This window comes from Ensifer sp. 22460, assembly GCF_052044935.1.
Classification (GTDB): Bacteria; Pseudomonadota; Alphaproteobacteria; order Rhizobiales; family Rhizobiaceae; genus Ensifer.
Genome location: NZ_JBQENZ010000001.1, coordinates 226,035 through 246,383 on the forward strand (window position 1 = coordinate 226,035; position 20,349 = coordinate 246,383).

Here is a 20,349-nt window from a genome sequence, read left to right on the forward strand (position 1 = left end):
CGATGCCGTTTGCCGCCGCGATCCATCGCCACGCGGACGAACATCCGTATGCCCCGGCCTTCCGTATGGAGGGCCGGGTTTTCACTTTCGATGAGCTGAAGCGCTTCGCCGGACAGCTCGTTGCGGCATTCGACGATTTGGCGGGGGTTGCCGGGCACCGCAGCGTGCTTGGCGGCCGCGCATGCCTGATCGTACTTGAGGCCGGCAATCATCCACTCTTCGCCGCCGCCTTTCTCGCCGCCACCAGCCAAGGTAACTGTGTCGCGCTCATCGACCCGCATCTGCCGGCCGCAACCCGCCAGGCCATGCGCGACCGCTTGTCTCCCGATCTGATCGTCAGCGCCAATGGCGCGGACTTGTCTCTTCACGCTCCGGCAAGCGGCGAGACGCGATCCTTCATCGAGGAGGACGGTGGAGATCGAGCACCGCTCGCAGTCGGGGAGGACGGCGAGCCGTTTCTGGTCGTTTTCACCTCGGGAACGACCGGCGCGCCGAAAGCGATCATCCGTGATCGCGGCTCGTGGCGCAGGAGCCTGGCCACCGGCGCGCGCTTTTTCGGCATCGACCATGGCACCCGCACCTTTGCTCCCGGCCCGCTGGCGCACGGGCTGACGCTCTACGCGCTCGCCGAAACGCTCGGCGCCGGCGCCGAATTCATCGGGGCGGCTCATTTCGACGCAGCGCGAGCGCTGACCATCATCGAGACGGAGAAAGTGCAACGCCTGGTGCTGGTACCGACGATGCTGCGGCGGCTCTGCGCAGCGGCCACGAACAGACCGCAGGCCTGCGTCACACATATCACCGTCGCCGGCGCCAAACTGACGGCGAGCGATCGCGCCGTCGCCGCACTCGCTTTTCCGAAGGCGGAGGTCATCGAATATTACGGCGCCTCGGAGCTGGGCTTCATCAGCGTCGCAACAAGGGATGACACCGCTTCGGCCACCGCCGTCGGCCGCGCCTTCCCCGGCGTTGCGCTCAGCATTCGCAATGACAAAGGGGACGAAGTGCCCACAGGCGAAACAGGGACGATCTTCGTTGACAGCGCCCTCATCTCCGACGGTTATGTCGGGCAAAGCGATGGCGCCGGCTTCCGTCGTCTTGGCGAGCTTGCGACGGTGGGCGACATCGGCTTCGTCGACGAGGACGGTATGCTTCATCTTCTCGGGCGCGCCGGCGGTATGGTTCTGTCGGGCGGCAACAACATCTACCCGCAGGAAGTGGAGGCGACACTTGTCGCCTACCCTGACGTTCACGCTGCGCTCGTCCTCGGGCTCGATCATCCGGACCTCGGCAGCGAACTCGTCGCCGTCATCGAGCCGGAGGGCAGCATATTTGACCGATGCGCACTTGAGCGTCATCTCGCTGCCCATCTGCCGCGCTACAAACATCCGCGCCGCATCTGGCTCTGCCCGAAGATGCCAATGACGCAGTCGGGCAAGGTGGCTGCGGGCACGCTCAGGCAATGGATCGCGGATGGAAACGATGCTCTCGAACTCATCGACTGAGCCGGCACGCACACCGGTGATCATTGCCGCGCTCCGGACACCAATCGGCCGGGTCAACGGCACGCTTCGCGATATCGAACCCTCGCAGCTGGCAGCACCGCTGATCGCCCGTATTCTCGGCGATGTCGGGCTGGAAGCGACCGATATCGACGACGTCATTCTCGGCAATGCCGCAAACAGCGCCGGCAATCTCGCCCGGCTCGCAGCGCTCGAAGCAGGCCTGCCGGTCTCGACGCCGGGCGTGACCGTCGATCGGCAATGCGGCTCCGGGCTGGAGGCGATCACGCTCGCGGCGCGGATGATCCAGGCGGGTGCCGGCCGCTTCTACCTGGCCGGCGGGACCGAGAGCGCCAGCCGCGCGCATATCCGTCTGAGGCCGCCGCTGGAGCGCGGCGGCGAGCTCGCGCCCGTCAAGCGCGCCCGCATGGCGCCGGACGAGATCGGCGATCCGGACATGGGCGTCGCCGCCGAAAACGTCGCGACCGCCTGTAGGATCTCTCGCGAACGGCAGGATGCCTTTGCGCTTCAAAGCCATCGCCGCGCCGTTGAAGCCGAGCTTGCCGGCCGTTTCGTCCGCGAGATCGTGCCGATCGAGACGGCGGCGGGTTTTGTGTCTCGCGATGAGTGCCCGCGTCCGAACGCGTCGATGGAAACACTGCAGCGGCTGAAGCCGGTCTTCGTCGAGGGTGGCACGGTGACCGCCGGCAATGCCTGCCCGATCAATGATGGCGCGGCCGTGGTGCTGGTGACCAGCCTTGCCGAGGCCCAGCGACTTCGCGTTCCCTTCGCGCTCGAATTCGTCGATGCGGCGACGGCCGGCGTCCACCCCAACCTTCTCGGCCTCGGCCCCGTGCCGGCGATGCAGAAGCTGAAAGTGCGGCAACCCGCGCTCGATCCGGCCAAGGTCGATTTCATCGAATTCAACGAGGCCTTCGCTTCACAGGTGCTTGGTAGCCTCGACCAGCTCGAAATTGCCAAGGAAAGGGTCAATCTCGATGGCGGCGCCATCGCGCTCGGCCATCCCTATGGCGCATCAGGGGCAATCCTTACGGTCCGGCTTTTCTCGCAAATGTTGACCGCGCCCGCCGGCACCGAAGGACTGGCGATGATGGGCGTTGGCGGCGGCATGGGCATCGTCGCCCTGTTTCGCGCGGTTTGAGCGCGCGCAATTGCGGACGGAAAACCGCTTCGCACTTTTCCTGCAATTGCTTTGGTTCAGACCGTATAGGCCGCCAGCCATTCCCGTGTCGCGGTCGGCAGCGGCAGTGGGGTGTGGCGTTGCGGATCGACCGCCACCCAGACGACCTCCACTTCCGCCACAAGTTGGCCGCGCGCCTCGACCTTGACGGCGAAGCTGATCGAGCTGCCGCCGATCTTTGTTACGTTGACAGTGAAGCGGGCCGGTTCGTCGTAGCGCAGGCCGCGGTGATAGACGCAGGCCGAGCGGCGCACGAGATAGCTCGGCTCGTTCACCACATGCGGGCGGTGGCGCCAGAGACTGGAAAGGGCTGCTTCCGCATGGGCATAATAGGCGGCATTGTGCATATGGCCGTGCATGTCTATATCGCGAAACGGAATACGGATTTCCGTAACGTTCTCCAGCTCCCTGCCGTCCATGCGAGGCTCCCCGACGATGCGCTCCACCCTCGTTAGACAGTTCGGCGACCCCCGGCAAGTGATTGCGGTCGTCGATCGGGAACGCGTCGCACCGGGATCGGGCGACGTCGAAGTAGCGCTGTCGCTTGCCGCCATCAACCCGTCCGATCTCATCCCGGTGACCGGCGCCTACAGCGCCCGCACCACCCTGCCCTTCGTTCCGGGCTTCGAGGGCTTCGGTACGGTGACGCGCGTCGGCGGCGGCGTGACTTCGCTGAAACCCGGCGACCGCGTGGTACCGATCGGCGCCAGCGGCCTCTGGCAGGAGTATCTGCTGCGACCGGCCGAATGGTGTTTCACACTGCCCGACGACATCCGTGAGACCGATGCGGCCACCTGCTACGTCAATCCGCTGACCGCACTGCAACTGGTCGAGGCGCTGCGCGCGCATTTCGGCGCGCTCGACCGGCGCCGCATCGGCGTCACGGCGGCAGGGTCCGCGATCGGCGGCATGCTGATGAAGCTGCTTGCCGGCGAAGGGGCGAAGGCCATTGGCATCGTTCGCAGACAACGCAGCGCCGAGCGGCTTGCAAGCGAGGTTCCCGGCCACGTCGTTCTTGGCGACGAGAGCCGCATACCCGAACTCCGGCTCGACGCGATCATCGACGCCGTCGGCGGTCCGTTTGCCGGCGATCTCATTCTTCGCACCCTCGAACCCGGCGGCGCCTTCATCCAGTACGGGGCGCTGAGCGGCGTGCCGGTATCTCAGGCAGTGATCCAGTCGCGGCCGGATATCCGCTTCTCGTTCCTGTGGCTGCGCACATGGGTACATTCGGCCGGGCGACCGGCGATTGAAGCGGCTTTTGCGAGAAGTTTCGACGGCCTGCGCACCGGTCTCTTTTCCAGCCGGATCGCGGAGATCTATCCATTGAGCCAGCTCGGCGCGGCGCTTGCGCATCAGGCAGATGCGGGCCGCGACGGCAAACTGCTGCTCGATCCGCGCTGTTGAAAATTCCGCCTTTCGACTGCCTCGCCATGGACCTTGCAGGGTGACAGCACTAGGTTTCGCGACATGACCACGTTCCTCTATGAAAATCCGGTCTTTCTGGAACACGAGGTTCCGGAGGGGCATCCCGAACGGCCGGACCGGCTGAAGGCGCTGAACCTTGCGCTCGAACATCCGAACTTCGCCGATCTCAAACGGATCGAGGCGAAGAAGGCGAGCGAAGATCTCGTTCTGCTCGTTCACCCGGAAGAACACCTGCGTAACGTCAAGCGCGCCATCCCGGAGGAAGGCCTCAACCATTTCGAGGCGGACACCTATGCCAGCCCCTTGAGCCTCGAAGCCGCCTTGACCGGAATCGGCGGCGCGACTGCGGCGGTCGACGCGGTCTTTTCCGGCGAGGCCGACAACGCCTTCATCGCGGCGCGCCCGCCGGGACACCACGCCGAAAAGAACAAGGCGATGGGCTTCTGCCTGTTCAACACGGTGGCGATTGCCGCCCGGTACGCCCAGAAGGCCCATGGTGCCGAGCGCGTCGCGATCGTCGACTGGGACGTGCACCACGGCAACGGCACGCAGGACATTTTCTGGAACGATCCGTCGGTGCTCTTCTGCTCGACGCACCAGATGCCGCTTTACCCCGGCACCGGCGCCAAGGACGAGACGGGCATCAAGGGCAACATCGTCAATGCGCCGCTGTCGCCGAACATGGGCAGCGAGCAATTCCGCGAGGCGTTCCGCAGCCGCGTGCTTGCGGCGCTCACCAATTTCCGGCCGGACTTCATCCTGATTTCCGCCGGCTTCGATGCCCATCACCGCGATCCGCTGGCGCAGATCAACCTCGTCGCCGAGGATTTCGACTGGGCGACGGGACGCCTGCACGAGATCGCCGACCGCAGCGCCGGCAACCGCATGGTCAGCCTGCTCGAAGGCGGCTATGACCTTCAGGGCCTGGCCGAATCGGCCGGCCTGCACATCTCAAGACTGATGAGAGGGTAACCATGAACAACACCACGCAACCGGACGTTTCCGCGCTCTCCTTCGAGCAGGCCGTAGAGGAACTGGAGCGGATCGTCTCGGCGCTGGAGCGCGGCGACGTCGCCCTCGACAAGTCGATCGAGATTTACGAGCGTGGCGAAGCGCTGAAGAAGCATTGCGAGGCGCTGCTGAAGGCTGCCGAAGACCGCATCGAAAAGATCCGCCTCGACCGGGCCGGCAAACCGCAGGGCGTGGAGCCGCTCGACGCCGATTGAGAAGCGGATTGATTGCTCCGCGGAAACGCTTCGTATCGGATTGGTCCCTAGCCGCCTCAGCGCGCAGGCGCTAGTTATTGATATGACAGCAAGAAACGGGAGCACGCGCCATGTCTTTCTTTCCAGGCCCCGATCCGCTCGCCGGCGACAAACCCGCCTGTGACGCCATCGAACATCTGATCGTTCCGCGCACCAGCGATATCGGCGGGCTGCAGGTTCGCCGCGCCCTGCCGTCGGCGAAGCGGCGCCTGGTCGGTCCCTTCATCTTCTTCGACCGCATGGGCCCGGCGCTGCTGCGCGCCGGCGAGGCGATCGACGTGCGCCCGCATCCGCATATCGGGCTTTCGACCGTCACCTATCTCTTCGACGGCGAAATCAAGCATCGCGACAGCCTCGGCACCGAGATGGTGATCCGCCCCGGCGACGTGAACCTGATGACCGCCGGCCGCGGCATCGTGCATTCCGAGCGCTCGCCCGAAAACCAGCGCGGCCACGCCCGCTCGATCTCCGGCTTGCAAACTTGGCTGGCACTACCCGACCACAAGGAAGAAATCGACCCGATTTTCAGCCACACCGAGGAGCGCATGCTGCCGCATATGAGCGATGACGGCATCAAGGCGCGGGTGGTCCTCGGCAATTTCGAAGGCGCGAAGTCGCCCGTCTCGGTCTTCACCGACACCATCTATGTCGACCTCAACATCGCTCCGGGCAAAAGCGCCCCCTTTGCCGCACAGTGGGAAGAACGCGCGCTCTATATTCTCTCCGGAGAGGCGATCATCGCCGGCGACCACTTTGCCGACAACCAACTGCTCGTCTTCCGTCCGGGCGACGAGATCACGGTGACCGCCGGGCCTGAGGGCTGTCACGTCATGCTCTTCGGCGGTGCAGCACTTGGCTCCGCCCGCCACATCTGGTGGAACTTCGTCTCCTCCTCCAAGGAGCGCATCGAGAAGGCCAAGGAAGAGTGGCGCACCGGCCGCTTCGACATCGTGCCCGGCGACGAGGAAGAATTTGTTCCGCTGCCCGAAAGCTGATCTCGACCGCAAGTAGAACGGCATAAGCGCATAAAACCGCGCAACATTGCCTCATGGCGCTTGAATCGATTTCGATTCACAGAATCATGCGCTAGTCTCTTGGTTGACGACGCAGGAACGCCTAATTTTGCATTCAGCAACGATTGCGTCTAAAGAGCCGCTTCGACGGTACCACCAACTATCGCGCGCCTGACCCCACGGCGCGCATGAGGCATGCAGCGTGACACAACTGCCAACCAATCCGATGCCGGCTACTCCCTTGCTCGACAAGGTGACTTTCCCCGACGATCTGAAGAAGATCGACGACAAGGATCTGCCGCAGCTTGCCGGTGAGGTCCGAGCGGAAATGATCGACGCGGTGTCGCGCACCGGCGGCCATCTCGGCGCCGGCCTCGGCGTTGTCGAACTGACGATTGCCATCCACAAGGTCTTCAACACGCCGGATGACCGGCTGATCTTCGACGTCGGCCACCAGTGCTATCCGCACAAGATCCTGACCGGCCGTCGCGACCGCATCCGGACGCTGCGCCAGGAAGGCGGCCTTTCCGGCTTCACCCGCCGTGCCGAGAGCGAGTACGACCCCTTCGGCGCCGCCCACTCCTCGACCTCGATTTCTGCCGGCCTCGGCATGGCGGTCGCCGCCGATCTCGACGGCAAGAACCGCAACGTCATCGCCGTCATCGGCGACGGCGCGCTTTCGGCCGGCATGGCCTATGAGGCGCTCAACAATGCCGGCGCGCTCGATGCCCGACTGATCGTCATCCTCAACGACAACGACATGTCGATTGCGCCGCCGACCGGCGCGATGAGCGCCTATCTGGCACGCCTTGCCTCGGGCCGCACCTATATGGGCATCCGCGAGGTTGGTAAGAAGCTGACCGCCTATCTCGGCAAGACCGTCGACCGGGCGATCACCCGCGCTGTCGAGCATGCCCGCGGCTACGTCACCGGCGGCACGCTCTTCGAAGAGATGGGCTTCTACCATATCGGCCCGATCGATGGGCACTCCTTCGACCATCTCCTGCCGGTGCTGCGCAATGTGCGCGACAATGCCAAGGGTCCGGTGCTGATCCATGTGGTGACGCAGAAGGGCAAGGGCTATCCGCCGGCGGAAGCCGCGGCCGACAAGTATCACGGGGTCAACAAGTTCGACGTCATCACCGGCGCCCAGGCGAAGGCCAAGCCGAATGCCCCGGCCTATACCTCGGTCTTTGCCGATGCGCTGACGCAGGAAGCCGGTTTCGACGACAAGATCGTCGCCGTCACCGCCGCAATGCCGTCCGGCACCGGTCTCGACAAATTCGCCAAGGTCCATCCGTCGCGCTGCTTCGACGTCGGCATTGCCGAGCAGCACGCCGTAACCTTTGCCGCCGGTCTTGCTTCCGAAGGCTACAAGCCCTTTGCAGCGCTTTACTCCACCTTCCTCCAGCGTGGCTACGACCAGGTGGTGCACGATGTGGCGATCCAGGGGCTGCCCGTGCGCTTCCCGATCGACCGCGCCGGCTTCGTCGGCGCCGACGGTCCGACCCATGCAGGCTCCTTCGACACGACCTATCTCGCCACACTCCCCGGCTTCGTCGTGATGGCCGCCGCCGACGAGGCGGAATTGAAACACATGGTGCGCACTGCCGCCGCCTATGATGCCGGACCGATTTCGTTCCGCTACCCGCGCGGCGAGGGCGTCGGCGTCGAAATGCCGGAGCGCGGCCAGATCCTCGAGATCGGCAAGGGCCGCGTCGTCAAGCAGGGATCGAAGGTGGCGCTGCTCTCCTTCGGCACGCGCCTTGCCGACTGTCTGCTGGCCGCAGAAGACCTCGATGCCGCCGGCCTTTCGACGACCGTTGCCGACGCCCGCTTCGCCAAGCCGCTTGACCATGACCTCATCCGCCAGCTGGCCCGTAACCATGAGGTGCTGATCACCATCGAGGAAGGCGCCGTCGGCGGCTTCGCCAGCCATGTGCTGCAGTTTCTCGCTGAAGACGGCCTGCTCGACGGCGGCCTCAAGGTCCGCCCGATGGTCATGCCCGACATCTGGATGGAGCAGGCCAAGCCCGAAGCGATGTATGCCGCCGCCGGTCTCGACCGTGCCGGCATCGTCTCTACTGTTTTCAAGGCGCTCGGCCAGAAGCAGGATATCGGCATCGGCGCTGCCGGCTGACACGAACGGCGCCCCGTTTAAAAGCAAAACCCCGGCTCTGGTCGGGGTTTTGCTTTTTGTGGATACCGTCGGAGTTCCCGTCTGCGCCATCGCTGTGCTCCCACGAGACAAAGATCTGCGGGGTTGAACCACTCGGCGGAGGCAACTGGTGTAGCGTGGCGCAGGCGGCGGACGGTAAGTATTCCCCGATTTCTTGGGTTTCCTAGCTGTTAAGCCCAAAGCGGGTCATCGCTCCGAGCGCGAGGGGCTTGCCATTGGGGCGGCAAGTCGCCATGAGAAGCACATGTCAGAAGAACGCCAGAATGAAGAACACAGAAACAGGGTGCGCCTGGATCAGTTGCTGCTCAACACGGGACTGGTCGCCAGCCGCGCCCGCGCCCGAGACGCGATCCAGCGCGGCACCGTCAAGGTCGATGGCCGCACAGTGACCAAGCCGTCATTGATGTTCGCCGAAAGCGTGACGATCACCATTGATGACCCGGCGCAGGACTATGTCTCCCGCGCGGCGCTGAAACTTGTCGCGGCACTCGATCATTTCGCGCTCGATCCCTCGGGCGAAAGCTGTCTCGATATCGGTGCCTCGACCGGCGGCTTCACCGAAGTGCTGTTGAAGCGCGGGGCAGAGCACGTGGTTGCCATCGACGTCGGTCACGGCCAGATCCATCCGCGCATCGAAGGTGACCCGCGTGTCACCAGCATCGAGGGCCTCAACGCCCGCGCGATGACTGAGGACGACGTCGACAACCGAGAAGTCACCTTCGTCGTCTCGGACGTCTCGTTCATCTCGCTGAAGCTCGCCCTCCCCCCGGCGCTCGAGATGGCGCTTCCCGGCGCGCACTGCATCCTGCTGGTGAAGCCGCAATTCGAGGCCGGCCGCGATGCAATCAGCAAGGCGGGGCTGCTCAAGGATCCCGACAGCGCTCCGGCCGTTGCTGCCGAACTGGAACGTTGGCTTGTGGAGGACATGGGCTGGCAGAGCCTCGGCCTCATCCCCTCGCCCATTGCCGGCGGCGACGGCAATGTCGAATTCCTGCTGGCGGGCAAGAAGCCATGAGCACCGAGACCGTCACCATCAACCGGCTCGGCGCCCAGGGCGACGGTATTGCAGAAGGCCCTGACGGGCCGATCTATGCGCCCTTCACGCTGCCCGGCGAAAGTGTGGCGCTCGCGGTCAACAAGTCGCACGGCACGCTGATCTCGCTGAGGGAACCGTCACCCGAGCGCATCGAGCCGCACTGTCGGCATTTCGGGCCCGATGGTGTCAACGGCACCTGCGGCGGCTGCACGCTGCAGCATGCGTCGGACACGCTCTATCACGGCTTCAAGCGCGATCTCGTCATCGCTGCCTTGAAGTCGAAAGGCCTGAAGCCCGAGGTGGCCCCCCTCATTACCGCCCAGCCGGGCCAGCGCCGGCGCGCGGTCTTCACTGCCCGCAAGACCGAGAAGGATCTGCTTCTCGGTTTCAACCAGGCCGAAAGCCACCACATCGTCGCGATCTCCGAATGTCCGATCGCGAGCCCGGGCATCGTCTCGAAGCTCGCAACCATCGCCAGAATCGGCACGGCGATGGCCGTCAATGCCGAGCCTTTCCGTATCACCGTGCTCGAAACGCTCTCCGGCCTCGACCTCGCTGTCGATGGCATCAAGAAGCTCGACGACCGCGAGCGCCGCCGCACGGTCGAAGCGGTGCTTGGCGAGCGTGGCATCGCCCGCGTCAGCCTCAATGGCGAAATCATCGTCGAGCCGGTGAGACCGGTGATCGATTTCGGCGGCGTTTCCGTTTCACCGCCCCCAGGCAGCTTCACCCAGGCGACGGCGCAAGCCGAGGAAGCGATGGCGAAGCTGGTGCTCGACCATCTCGGCAAGGCCAAGCGCGTCGCCGATCTCTTTGCCGGCTGCGGCACCTTCGCACTGCGCATCGCCCGCAAGGCGCGCGTTCATGCGGTCGAGGGCGAGGACAAGGCGCTCAAGGCGCTCGATTTCGCCGCGCGCAACACGCAAGGGCTGAAGCCCGTGACGATCGAAAAGCGCGACCTCTTCCGCCGCCCGGTCATGGCGCAGGAGTTGAAGGTCTTTGACGCGATCGTCTTCGACCCGCCGCGGGCCGGCGCCGAGGCGCAATGCCAAGAGATCGCCCGCTCCGGCGTCAAGAAGATCGTGGCCGTTTCCTGCAATCCGGTCACGCTGGCCCGCGACCTCTCGATCCTGACCGCCGCCGGCTACCGCATCACCTCGGTGACGCCGATCGACCAGTTCCTCTGGTCGTCTCATGTCGAGGCGGTGGCGACACTGGAGAAATAAGACAAGGCCGAGAAGTCGGCGGACGGCGTCAAGAACACCCCAATGACAAGGGCCCGGTTTCCCGGGCCTTTGTCATGTCAGGCTTGAAGCACTTGCGACACCGATTCACGACAGTGGTCTTATCGCTTTGTTATTGCAGCGTTCTGCCGATGGCCACGCTGAGCTCCGCTCAAGCCGCGCGACGACGGCCACCACTTACCGTCGGCACTTCGCCGAGGTTGAACTGGGCGAGCAGCGCATTGAGCGAAGCGGCTTCGGAGGCGAGACCATGGCTTGCCGCCGTCTGCTCTTCCACCATCGCCGCGTTCTGCTGGGTGCCCTGGTCCATGGTGTTGACGGCCGTGTTGATCTCCTGAAGACCCGTCGACTGCTCGCGCGTCGCCGTGACGATCGCGCTCACGTGCTTGTTGATCTCCTGGACTTCGGCGACGATCATCTCCAACGCCTTGCCGGTATCGCCGACGAGCGTCACGCCGTTGCGCACCTGGTTGCCCGAGGTGGTGATCAGCGCCTTGATCTCCTTGGCGGCATTGGCCGAACGCTGGGCGAGTTCGCGCACTTCCTGGGCGACGACGGCGAAACCCTTGCCGGCCTCGCCGGCACGGGCCGCTTCGACGCCGGCGTTCAGCGCCAGCAGGTTCGTCTGGAAGGCGATGTCGTCGATGACGCCGATGATGTTGGAGATTTCGCCCGAAGACTTCTCAATCGCGTGCATCGCCTCGACAGCGTTCGCAACGACTTCGCCTGATTTCTCGGCGCCGGCACGGGTGCGGGCAACGAGAGCGCCGACTTCCTCGGCCCGGCGGGCGGAATCCTTGACGGTCGTGGTGATCTCTTCCAGAGCAGCAGCAGTCTCTTCGACCGAGGCTGCCTGCTGCTCGGTGCGGCGGGCAAGATCGTCGGCGGCCGAGCGGATTTCCGTTGCACCGGCATCGATGCCTCGGGCGTTGGCGCCGACAGCGCGGAGCGTGTCGTGCAGCTTGGCGACCGAGTTGTTGAAGTCGGCCCTTAGACGGTCAAGGCGATCGGCGAACGGGTTGTCGATCCGGTAAGCGAGATCGCCTTCGGCCAGGCGGCCGAGGCCGGACGCCAGACCATCGACGGCCTGCTGGATCTCAGCTGCATCCCGCACCTTCTGCGCCTCGCGCTCCAGACGCTCACGTTCCGACAGCGAACGGTTCGCATCCGCTTCGCTTTCGAGACGGGCACGCTCGACGGCATTCGCCTTGAAGATGGCGACGGCCGCGGCCATCGAGCCGATCTGGTCGGTACGCTCTTCGCCGGGAATTTCGACGTTGTGGTTGCCCGAAGCGAGCTTCTCCATCGCGCCGGTCATCTCCGTCACCGGACGGATGACCAGACGGTTGAGGAAGGTCGCAAGGAAGACCAGCATCACGCCGACGGCCAGGATGGTGGCGATGGTGGCGGCGATGCGGAACTGGTCGATCGCCGAGTAGGCGGCGTCGGCATCAATGACGAAGCCGACATACCATTCGACCGACGGCAGACCCTGGACCGGAACGAAGCTCACCAGCATCGGCTTGCCGCCGAGCTCGGTGTTCATGATGCCGGAGCCGATCGTCGGCGTGTCGATCGGGAAGGCGTCGGTGAGCGACTTTGTGACGAGCTTGGCATCCGGATGCACGAGGATCTGGCCGTCCTTGCTGGCGAGGAAGGCGAAGCCTTCACCGCCGACATCGACGCCCTTGATCATTGCCACCAGCGTATCGAGCGAAAAGTCGCTGGCCGCAACGCCATAGAGCTTGCCATCACGCTTGACCGGGACGGCGGCGCTGATGATCAGCGCGCCACTGGAGGCGTCGACATAGGGCTCGGTCAAGACGCGGGCGTCGGCCTTGACGGCCTGCTGGTACCAGGGGCGCTGGCGCGGATCGTAGCCGGCCGGCATCGGATTGTCCGGCCAGGTGATGAACTTCCCGCTTTCATTGCCGACATAGGTCGACATGAACTCGCTGGTCAGAACGTCGTTCTTCAGGATCGGCTGGATGGCGCTATCGTCCGCGACGTTGCCGGTGGCATCGGCCACCATCGCAGTCAGCGTGACGCGGCCGTTCAGCCACTTGGCGACGCTCTGGGCGGCCTGCGTGCCGGATGAGGCAATGTTCTCCTCGACGGCCTTGGTCGTGGTGCCACGCTGCAGCGTGTCGATGTAAACGGAAAAGCCGGCAAAGGCGCCGACGACGACACAGGACGCGGCAACCAGGATCCGCGTCATGAGGTTCGATCGCTTGGACAAGATGGGCTCCCAATGGGGTGCCGGCGGCTCCCGCCGGACATGAGCTCTCGATGATCTTCGCGCAGCATCCTTCGTCCGCCGGAGGGACGGAGCGCAGACGCCTGCGGGAAAACGTTGAACATGCCAGAAGGCGGAGCCAGCCATGCTTCATGCGGCTGGGGCCTCTCGAAGTGAGGATAGGCCTATCGCGCCCCACGCTAGCGATCGCTATTTAAGAACAAATTAAAATTGATCTATGCAAGTTCGCGATGCCGACGGCATCACGATCTTTACCGTGCGGCGGCTAGAACACCGCCCCCGAAAGCAAAAACGGGTGCACTGCGGCACCCGTTCTCCCACTCGCAAAAGCCTGGAGACTGCTTAGCGGCGCATGAAGGCCTCGAAGGCTGCACGCGCTTCGGCGCTCTTCAACTGCGCCGCGAAATGCTTGGCTTCCTCGTCGATGCGCGCCAGAACGTCGCTGCGGTCGCCACGGACGAGGTCGCGGGCGATGCGAAGCGCTTCCGGCGGCTTTTTGGCGAGACGGGCGGCGAGTGCCAGCGTTTCTTCTTCCACCGCGTCCTGGCCGACGATCTTCCAGATCAGCCCTGCGTCCAACGCACCTTTGGCATCGAGCGGCTCGCCCGCCGCAAGCAAGGCGAAAGCCCGCTGATGGCCCATGATGCGCGGCGCTATCAGGCTCGACGCGGCTTCCGGCACCAGCGCCAGATCGACGAAGGGCGTCTTGAACAGCGAACGTTCAGAGGAGATCGTCAGGTCGCAATGCAGATGGATCGTCGTGCCGATGCCGATCGCCAGGCCATCGACGCCCGAGACGATGGGTTTGGTTGCGGTCGCCAGCGCCTTCAGGAACTCGATCACCTCCATGCCCATGGAGCCACCCATGGCGAAGGCGAGAAAATCGGCCATGTCGTTGCCGGCGGAGAAACAACCATCGGTGCCCAGGAAGGCGGTGGCGCGCACGGCCGGATCGCTTGAGGCAACCGTCAGCGCATTGGTCATCTTCGCGTACATGTCGCGGGTGATGGCGTTCTTCTTTTCCGGCCGGTTGAAGCGGATCACCTGGACGCCGGGATAGGCTTCCGGCCGCTCGATGAGCACGTGGTCGGTCATGACAATTCCTCTCAAGCCAGAACGGCGCGGGCGACGGCCAGGCTGTCGGCGCCGTTGACGACACGATCCTTCAGGGCGGTCGTTTCCGCCAGGAGGTTTTCGGCGGTGAAGCGGCAGAGTGCGATGCGCTGGTCTTCCTTGCCGTCAGCCACTTCGGCCAGACCGCCCTTCGCCAGATAGGCGCCGCTCAGCGTCAGGCCGAACAGGCGCTGATAGGCCGTCGCGCCAGCGAGCGCTTCGGCGAGCTTGCCGCCGGCGACGGCCGCGATCAGCCACTCCGTCGCAGCCGAAAGATCATCCAGTGCCGCATCAAGGCGCGCCGCCGTCTCGCCGAAACCATTCCGGTTCGAGGCGCGCACGGCCTGCGCGATCTCGCGCAGTTCGCCGATGAAGCCGCGCACATGCGCGCCGTCGGAGAGCGGCAGCTTGCGGGTGACGAGATCGATCGCCTGGATGCCGTTGGTGCCCTCGTAGATCGGGGCGATGCGGGCGTCCCGCAGGTAGCGGGCGGCACCGGTTTCCTCGATAAAGCCCATGCCGCCATGCACCTGGATGCCCATCGAGGCTACGTCGACGCCGGCGTCGGTCGAGAAGGACTTGGCAATCGGCGTCAGCAGGCTGGAGCGCTCCTGCCAGTATTTTGCTTTTTCGCCTTCAGCCGCATGCGCCATGTCGACGGCGTGGGCACAGGCATAGGAGATCGCGCGCGACCCTTGCGTCAGCGCCTTCATCGTCAGAAGCGTGCGGGCGACATCGGGATGCTCGATGATCGGGCTCATGCCCTGCCCCGTCCAGCCGGGCGCTTTGCCCTGGGTGCGTTCCTTGGCAAAGGCGATCGCCTTCTGGGTGGCGGCGTCTGCGATGGCGACGCCCTGCATGCCGACGGCGAGACGCGCATTGTTCATCATGGTGAACATGCAAGCGAGACCGCGGTTTTCCTCGCCGATCAGATAGCCGATCGCGCCCTTCTCTGCGCCGAACTTGCCGTCGCCGTAGATCATCGTGCAGGTCGGCGAACCGTGGATGCCGAGCTTGTGTTCGAGCGAATGGCAGAAGAGGTCGTTGCGTTCGCCGAGCGAACCGTCATCCTTGACCAGGAACTTCGGCACCAGGAAGAGCGAAATACCCCTCGTCCCCGCCGGCGCGTCGGGAAGCCGGGCGAGCACCAGATGGACGATGTTGTCGGTGAAGTCGTGTTCGCCCCAGGTGATGAAGATCTTCTGGCCGAAGATGCGGTAGGTGCCGTCGTCGCGGCGCTCGGCGCGGGTCTTCAGCACGCCGAGATCGGAGCCGGCATGCGGCTCCGTCAGGTTCATCGTGCCGGTCCATTCGCCGGAAACCATCTTCGGCAGATAGGTGGCTTTCAGCGCTTCCGAGCCGTGCTTTTCCAGCGCCTCGACGGCGCCCATGGTGAGTGTCGGACCAAGCGCGAAGGCCATGGAGCCGGCGTTCCACATCTCCATGGCGGCGACATGCAGCATGTGCGGCAGGTTCTGGCCGCCGAATTCTTCTGGAGCCGTCAACCCGTTCCAGCCGCCAGCGATCCAATTGTGATAGAGGTCACGCCAGCCATCCGGCGTCTCGACCTTTCCTTCGACCAGACGCGAGCCCTGACGGTCGCCGACGTCGCCGAGGGGCGCCACCTCCTCCGTCGCGAATCGGCCCGCTTCCGACAGGATGGCATCGACCAGATCTTCGCCGAGGTCGCCGAGCGCACCCGATTGCAGCGCGTCGCCCATGCCTGCCACGTGTTTCAGCGTAAACGCGATCTCGTCGACGGGTGCCTTGTACATGATGATCCTCCCAGATAGCCAGGTCGCGCAGGGCGCATCCTCGTTGCGCCGAACACTATTGATTTTTACGTAAACGTCAACGTCAATTGCCGCACTCTGCCACGACGTCGCGCCGCTTCGACTGTAACAAAACTGTCATCAACGGCGCATAGAAGCCAAGGCATAAGGCTTTTGCCAAGGCGTTCAGATGAACCTGATTTCCCCCGAAATACCCGGCATCGTCTGGGCCTATCGTTTCCTGCCAGGCGAAAGCCGCTGCCAGCGCATCGCCACCGACGCTTCGGTCGACAGCCTGCTGACAGGCGAAGGATGGGTCTGGGTTCATCTAGCGCTCTCCGATGCACGCACGCCGGCCCTCATCGAGCGGATCGGCAACCTTCCGCCACTCGCGGTCACCGCGCTGACCAGCCACGACACGCAGGCCGCGATTACGGTTTCGGATGATATCGTACACGGCACGCTCGTCGACTTCGAGCGCACCTTCGATGCCGTGACCAAGACGATCGGCTGGCTGCATTTCGCCGTCAGCGACCGGATCATCATCACCACCCGTCTGCATCCGTTGCGCAGCATCGACCGCGTCAAGGCGGCCGTGGAGAAGAGCACGAAATGTGCCCGCCCGATCGACCTCTTCGAGATGATCGTGATCGAGTTCCAGCGCACATTGATCTCGCTGGTTCTGGAATTGACCGAGGAACTGAACGTCATCGAGGATCATGTCTATGGCGCGGCCGGACATCGCCAGCAGCCAGGCCTTGCGCCGCTCCGCCGCACGGTGGTGCGGCTTCATCGGCATCTGCGCACGATCCTGGCTTTGCTGAGGCGGGCGGCCGCCTCGGATGAAGACGAGGTGCCCCCCGGTTTCATCGACGTTGCCGAGCGGCTTTCCGACCGGCTCGAGGCGGTCGACCGCGACGTCTTCGCTTTGCAGGAACGGGCACGACTGCTGCACGAAGAAATCGACAGCAAGATCTCCTCGGAAACCAACCGCCACCTCTACATCCTGTCGCTGATGACCGCATTCCTGCTGCCGCCGACGCTCGTGACCGGTTTCTTCGGCATGAACACCGGGGCGCTCCCCTTCGCCGACGGCACCGGCACGCTCTATGCGGCGCTGTTCATCGCACTTTCCATGGCCTTTGCCTGGTGGATCCTCAGGCGGATCGGCATTCTTTGAATGTCAGAGAAAAGGCCGGCAGCGAAAGCCCCCGGCCCTGCTCACCCCTTAGCTATAGGGCGAATAGCACTGCTGGCGCGGGCCGCCATAGGGCTGATAACTATTGTCATAGGCCCTGTAGGACCGGTACCGGTTGGCGCACCATTGCACATGGCGGCTGCCGTAGACGGGAGCCGGACGCTCGTAGCGCGGCGGCTGGGCGATTGCCCCGCCGATGATCACGCCGGTGCCGAAGGCGGCCATCGGGTACCACCAACCGTTATAGTAACGGTATCCCGGACGGCGGTAGTTATAACCGCGGTAGCCATTGTAGTAGTAATAGTTGCCGCGGCGTTCATACCCCGGCCTGCGATACTGAACGTTCGTCGCCTCGTTCTGCCGCTCGACGCGAGGCGGCGTCGGCATGAACGCCTGCGACGGGGCCGCGGACGTCATCAGAACTGCCGCGGCAATAATCGCAGAAAACCACCGGCTCTTCCCGGTCTTCAGCAAAGTCTTCATCAAAACCTCCATAACCGAATCCACGCTCCGCAGGGTGCCAAAAAATCGGGCGACCACGGGAACTTCAGCCTCTGCGTGATTTCACCCGGTTCGCTGCAAAACCGGGGATGACCCTCAGCCGGGAAAACCGAAACCAGCCAGCAACGCATAAGTCACCGGTTTTGTTCCATCTTCAGACATCGCGGCTGCTGCGGATCAATAGCTGCAGATCGGCAGCAGTGACGGCTTCGGCGCATTCGTTCATCCGCCTGTCGGCGTCGAAGGCATCACGCGACACACCAATATTATGCAAGGCATTGCTCATATACAGCCGGAGGTCGGTATACTTTCGCGCGCCGCTCCAGCACAGTCCGCCTCGGGGGCTGGGATTTACGATACATTAACGATACTGTCGGCAATCTCAGAGAATGGCAAAGCGGTATATCTCCACCACAGGGATGATTCTGCGCCTCGCGACCTTTCTAGGTCTGGCTTTCGCGGCGGCGATCGCACGCGCCGGTGAACTGGAACCCTGGAAGACCAAGTCCAACGCCATCATCGTCGATGCCTATGAGATGAACAGCATCGACTGGGAAACGATGCTTGCGGACAAGCGCATCTCCGGCTTCATCGCCAAGGCCTCCGATGGCCTGCCCGAGAGCTTCTCCTGCACCGGCGACCACAACGGCGACACCTTCAACCACTGCAAGACCATGTGGCGCAAATACGCCGTCAGCCGTGAGCTCTACCAGACCCGGCGCATGATCGCCCGCACACACGGGCTGCTGTGGGGTGCCTACCATCTCGCCCGTCCCGGCAATCCCGTCGACCAGGCGAACCATTTCCTCGATTACGCCGAGCCGCGCGACGACGAGTTGATGGTCCTCGATCTCGAGGGCATCGATGCGGAGAAATACATGTCGCTAGAGGATGCCGCGATTTTCGCCGGCCACGTCAAGACCCGCACCGGACGTTATCCGATCCTCTATACCAACCACATCACGGCCAAATATATCGCCGCGCACCGCGCCAAGCACCGGCTGCTGTCGCGCCTGCCGCTCTGGTACGCGCGCTACAAGCCGGATATCCGCCAGGTCTTCCCGATGGGCAATTGGGAAAGCTATGCGTTGTGGCAGTTCTCGTCCGGCATCAATTGCGGCAAACGGCGTTGCCCCTACCGCGTGCCAGGGACGCTCGACGATATCGACGTGAATGTCGCTGCAAAGTCGCCGCTGGCGCTGAAAGCGATTTGGGCGCAGGGTGCCTTGCTGCCTGAAAAGCCATTGCCGCTCACCCTCGTTGCTCAAGCCGAGCAGGGGACGGGCATGCACGCGGTCGCACGGGCCTCCGCAACGCTTGGCGAGCCGCTGCTCGTCAGCCGTGCCGGTGCCACGAGCGGCGCCGGCAGCGGCGTCGACAGGCTGGTGACGGGCTCGATCGACTTCGCTCGCCACGAGCGCGCCCTACAGGTGGCGGTCGCCGCCGATGACGCGGCACAGGGCGGTTGTATCGGCGCGGTTGCCAATGCCGACAATCTACGGCGCGTTGCAATCAAGCCTGCGCCCTGCAACACGCCCTGATCCTTCAGGCTTCGATCTGGACATCTCCCAGCGGCCGCGAGCAGCAGGCGAGGATGTAACCCTCGTCGATCTCGTCATCGAGAATACCGCCATTGTGGTTCATCTCGACCTCGCCCGCGACCTTCATCACCCGGCAGGTGCCGCAGATACCGCCCTCACAGGCAGCGCCGATCCTCACACCGTTGGCGCGTGCCGTCTGCAGGATCGTTTGGCCGGGTTTCGCCTCGACCTCCTTGCCGCTCATGGTGAAGGCGACCTTGGCCGCCTGAACCTCACCATCATCGCCGGCACCGGCGCGCACGGCGATCTCTTCCGCGGCAGGTGCTGCCGCCGGCTGGAAGCTCTCCTCGTGATAGCGGGCCATGTCGAAGCCGGCTGCCTTCAGCATCTCGCGCACACCGCGCATGAACGGTTCCGGACCGCAGCAGAACACCGTGCGCTCCTGGAAGTCGGGAGCGAGCAACGGTAGCTTGGCACCGTCGATGCGGCCGCGCAGGCCATGCCAGCCGTGACGCGCCTCGTGCCCCTCGACGATGAAGCCGAGGTTCAGCCCGGACATCTGTGTCGCCAGAACCTCGAGCTCCGAGCGAAACAGAAGGTCGTCCGGCCGGCGCGCGCAGGAGATGAAGGTGACATCGGTCTCCGGCACGCAGTCGGCCATCCAGCGCGTCATCGACATCATCGGGGTGATGCCGGATCCGGCGGAGATAAACAGGTACTTTTCGCCGGGATGACGGACGAAGCTGAAATCTCCGAGCGGTCCAAAAGCCCGGAGCTTCATGCCCGGCTTCAGGTGATCGAACATCCAGCGGGTGCCGACGCTGTCGGCCTGCGCCTTCACCGTGACGGCAATCGACAGCGGTCGCGATGGCGTCGACGACAGGGTGTAGGTGCGCATGACCGGTTCGTCGGCGACCGGCAATTCGAGGGTGACGAACTGGCCGGGCAGATAACGAAACCAGGCGGGCTTCTCCGCACGGAAGGTGAAGGTCATGACATCGGCGGTTTCGACAACCGCCGATGTGCATTCGAGCATCTGCTGCCGGTCGATCCAGACATGCAGTTCGTCGAAATGATGGAAGGAGGACGCCATCTGCAT

16 protein-coding genes and 1 pseudogene are annotated in these 20,349 nt (G+C 64.2%); 11 read left to right on the forward strand and 6 right to left on the reverse strand.

From position 1 onward, the window contains the following. Nucleotides 1-2: 2 nt before the first annotated feature. Nucleotides 3-1,505 carry a class I adenylate-forming enzyme family protein gene (locus tag ACTJKM_RS01145; protein WP_440659841.1) on the forward strand — a complete coding sequence of 501 codons (1,503 nt, stop codon included), beginning with the start codon at nt 3-5 and terminating at the stop codon, nt 1,503-1,505. After that, on the forward strand, nt 1,483-2,664 hold the full coding sequence (locus ACTJKM_RS01150; RefSeq protein WP_440659897.1) for a thiolase family protein: 1,182 nt from the start codon (nt 1,483-1,485) through the stop codon (nt 2,662-2,664). The genes ACTJKM_RS01145 and ACTJKM_RS01150 overlap by 23 nt, the downstream gene beginning before the upstream one ends. A gap of 56 nt (nt 2,665-2,720) precedes the next feature. Here ACTJKM_RS01150 and ACTJKM_RS01155 read toward each other — a convergent pair whose 3' ends face one another. Then, nucleotides 2,721-3,122 carry an acyl-CoA thioesterase gene (locus tag ACTJKM_RS01155; RefSeq protein WP_057250723.1) on the reverse strand — a complete coding sequence of 134 codons (402 nt, stop codon included), beginning with the start codon at nt 3,120-3,122 and terminating at the stop codon, nt 2,721-2,723. 16 nt (nt 3,123-3,138) lie between these two features. On the opposite strand from ACTJKM_RS01155, the gene ACTJKM_RS01160 reads away from it, so the two are divergent. The 7 genes from ACTJKM_RS01160 to ACTJKM_RS01190 all read left to right on the forward strand — a co-directional run bounded on the left by ACTJKM_RS01160 (nt 3,139) and on the right by ACTJKM_RS01190 (nt 10,850). Next, nucleotides 3,139-4,110 (forward strand): zinc-dependent alcohol dehydrogenase family protein, encoded by a 972-nt coding sequence (locus ACTJKM_RS01160; RefSeq protein WP_440659842.1) that lies wholly within the window; start codon nt 3,139-3,141, stop codon nt 4,108-4,110. A gap of 63 nt (nt 4,111-4,173) precedes the next feature. Then, nucleotides 4,174-5,103, forward strand: coding sequence for a histone deacetylase family protein (locus tag ACTJKM_RS01165; RefSeq protein ID WP_058325476.1), 930 nt, complete (start codon nt 4,174-4,176; stop codon nt 5,101-5,103). 2 nt (nt 5,104-5,105) lie between these two features. Continuing rightward, a complete protein-coding gene (locus ACTJKM_RS01170) occupies nt 5,106-5,357 on the forward strand; it encodes an exodeoxyribonuclease VII small subunit (RefSeq protein WP_057250728.1) in 252 nt (83 codons plus the stop codon). Between the two features lie 110 nt (nt 5,358-5,467). Further along, the gene (locus tag ACTJKM_RS01175) at nt 5,468-6,391 is read left to right on the forward strand and encodes a pirin family protein (RefSeq protein ID WP_057250730.1); all 924 of its coding nucleotides are present in this window, start codon (nt 5,468-5,470) and stop codon (nt 6,389-6,391) included. 244 nt (nt 6,392-6,635) lie between these two features. Next, nucleotides 6,636-8,549, forward strand: coding sequence for a 1-deoxy-D-xylulose-5-phosphate synthase (gene dxs, locus ACTJKM_RS01180; protein ID WP_057250732.1), 1,914 nt, complete (start codon nt 6,636-6,638; stop codon nt 8,547-8,549). Nucleotides 8,550-8,832: 283 nt separating this feature from the next. Further along, complete coding sequence (locus ACTJKM_RS01185; protein ID WP_058320397.1) at nt 8,833-9,603, forward strand: TlyA family RNA methyltransferase; 771 nt, start codon at nt 8,833-8,835, stop codon at nt 9,601-9,603. Continuing rightward, nucleotides 9,600-10,850: a class I SAM-dependent RNA methyltransferase gene (locus ACTJKM_RS01190; protein WP_058320398.1), complete on the forward strand. Its 1,251-nt coding sequence runs from the start codon at nt 9,600-9,602 to the stop codon at nt 10,848-10,850. The genes ACTJKM_RS01185 and ACTJKM_RS01190 overlap by 4 nt, the downstream gene beginning before the upstream one ends. Nucleotides 10,851-11,019: 169 nt before the next feature. On the opposite strand, the gene mcpU is transcribed toward ACTJKM_RS01190, so the two are convergent. The 3 genes from mcpU to ACTJKM_RS01205 all read right to left on the reverse strand — a co-directional run bounded on the left by mcpU (nt 11,020) and on the right by ACTJKM_RS01205 (nt 16,013). After that, nucleotides 11,020-13,107 (reverse strand): methyl-accepting chemotaxis protein McpU, encoded by a 2,088-nt coding sequence (gene mcpU, locus ACTJKM_RS01195; protein WP_440659843.1) that lies wholly within the window; start codon nt 13,105-13,107, stop codon nt 11,020-11,022. 360 nt (nt 13,108-13,467) lie between these two features. Beyond that, complete coding sequence (locus ACTJKM_RS01200) at nt 13,468-14,220, reverse strand: crotonase/enoyl-CoA hydratase family protein (RefSeq protein ID WP_057250737.1); 753 nt, start codon at nt 14,218-14,220, stop codon at nt 13,468-13,470. An 11-nt stretch (nt 14,221-14,231) separates the two neighbouring features. Next, the gene (locus ACTJKM_RS01205) at nt 14,232-16,013 is read right to left on the reverse strand and encodes an acyl-CoA dehydrogenase (protein WP_057250739.1); all 1,782 of its coding nucleotides are present in this window, start codon (nt 16,011-16,013) and stop codon (nt 14,232-14,234) included. A gap of 187 nt (nt 16,014-16,200) precedes the next feature. On the opposite strand from ACTJKM_RS01205, the gene ACTJKM_RS01210 reads away from it, so the two are divergent. Further along, nucleotides 16,201-17,190, forward strand: a complete 990-nt coding sequence (locus tag ACTJKM_RS01210) for a transporter (RefSeq protein ID WP_110878064.1) — start codon at nt 16,201-16,203, stop codon at nt 17,188-17,190. Between the two features lie 48 nt (nt 17,191-17,238). Here ACTJKM_RS01210 and ACTJKM_RS01215 read toward each other — a convergent pair whose 3' ends face one another. After that, a complete protein-coding gene (locus tag ACTJKM_RS01215) occupies nt 17,239-17,691 on the reverse strand; it encodes a BA14K family protein (RefSeq protein ID WP_110878063.1) in 453 nt (150 codons plus the stop codon). A gap of 407 nt (nt 17,692-18,098) precedes the next feature. Here ACTJKM_RS01215 and ACTJKM_RS01220 point away from each other — a divergent pair. Beyond that, nucleotides 18,099-19,109, forward strand: a pseudogene (locus ACTJKM_RS01220) (glycoside hydrolase family 25 protein); the annotation flags it as partial. Nucleotides 19,110-19,254: 145 nt separating this feature from the next. Here the strand turns inward: ACTJKM_RS01220 and ACTJKM_RS01225 are convergent. Next, entirely contained in the window at nt 19,255-20,349 is a 1,095-nt protein-coding gene (locus tag ACTJKM_RS01225) for a hybrid-cluster NAD(P)-dependent oxidoreductase (protein WP_057250745.1), read from the reverse strand.

Excerpts from the sequence above, each read along its gene's own strand:
- ACTJKM_RS01145 (WP_440659841.1), top strand. The coding sequence starts at position 3 with ATGCCGTTTGCCGCCGCGATCCATCGCCACGCGGACGAACATCCGTAT.
- ACTJKM_RS01150 (WP_440659897.1), top strand. The coding sequence starts at position 1,483 with ATGCTCTCGAACTCATCGACTGAGCCGGCACGCACACCGGTGATCATT.
- ACTJKM_RS01155 (WP_057250723.1), bottom strand. The coding sequence starts at position 3,122 with ATGGACGGCAGGGAGCTGGAGAACGTTACGGAAATCCGTATTCCGTTT.
- ACTJKM_RS01160 (WP_440659842.1), top strand. The coding sequence starts at position 3,139 with ATGCGCTCCACCCTCGTTAGACAGTTCGGCGACCCCCGGCAAGTGATT.
- ACTJKM_RS01165 (WP_058325476.1), top strand. The coding sequence starts at position 4,174 with ATGACCACGTTCCTCTATGAAAATCCGGTCTTTCTGGAACACGAGGTT.
- ACTJKM_RS01170 (WP_057250728.1), top strand. The coding sequence starts at position 5,106 with ATGAACAACACCACGCAACCGGACGTTTCCGCGCTCTCCTTCGAGCAG.
- ACTJKM_RS01175 (WP_057250730.1), top strand. The coding sequence starts at position 5,468 with ATGTCTTTCTTTCCAGGCCCCGATCCGCTCGCCGGCGACAAACCCGCC.
- dxs (WP_057250732.1), top strand. The coding sequence starts at position 6,636 with ATGCCGGCTACTCCCTTGCTCGACAAGGTGACTTTCCCCGACGATCTG.
- ACTJKM_RS01185 (WP_058320397.1), top strand. The coding sequence starts at position 8,833 with ATGTCAGAAGAACGCCAGAATGAAGAACACAGAAACAGGGTGCGCCTG.
- ACTJKM_RS01190 (WP_058320398.1), top strand. The coding sequence starts at position 9,600 with ATGAGCACCGAGACCGTCACCATCAACCGGCTCGGCGCCCAGGGCGAC.
- ACTJKM_RS01200 (WP_057250737.1), bottom strand. The coding sequence starts at position 14,220 with ATGACCGACCACGTGCTCATCGAGCGGCCGGAAGCCTATCCCGGCGTC.
- ACTJKM_RS01205 (WP_057250739.1), bottom strand. The coding sequence starts at position 16,013 with ATGTACAAGGCACCCGTCGACGAGATCGCGTTTACGCTGAAACACGTG.
- ACTJKM_RS01210 (WP_110878064.1), top strand. The coding sequence starts at position 16,201 with ATGAACCTGATTTCCCCCGAAATACCCGGCATCGTCTGGGCCTATCGT.
- ACTJKM_RS01215 (WP_110878063.1), bottom strand. The coding sequence starts at position 17,691 with ATGAAGACTTTGCTGAAGACCGGGAAGAGCCGGTGGTTTTCTGCGATT.
- ACTJKM_RS01225 (WP_057250745.1), bottom strand. The coding sequence starts at position 20,349 with ATGCAGATGGCGTCCTCCTTCCATCATTTCGACGAACTGCATGTCTGG.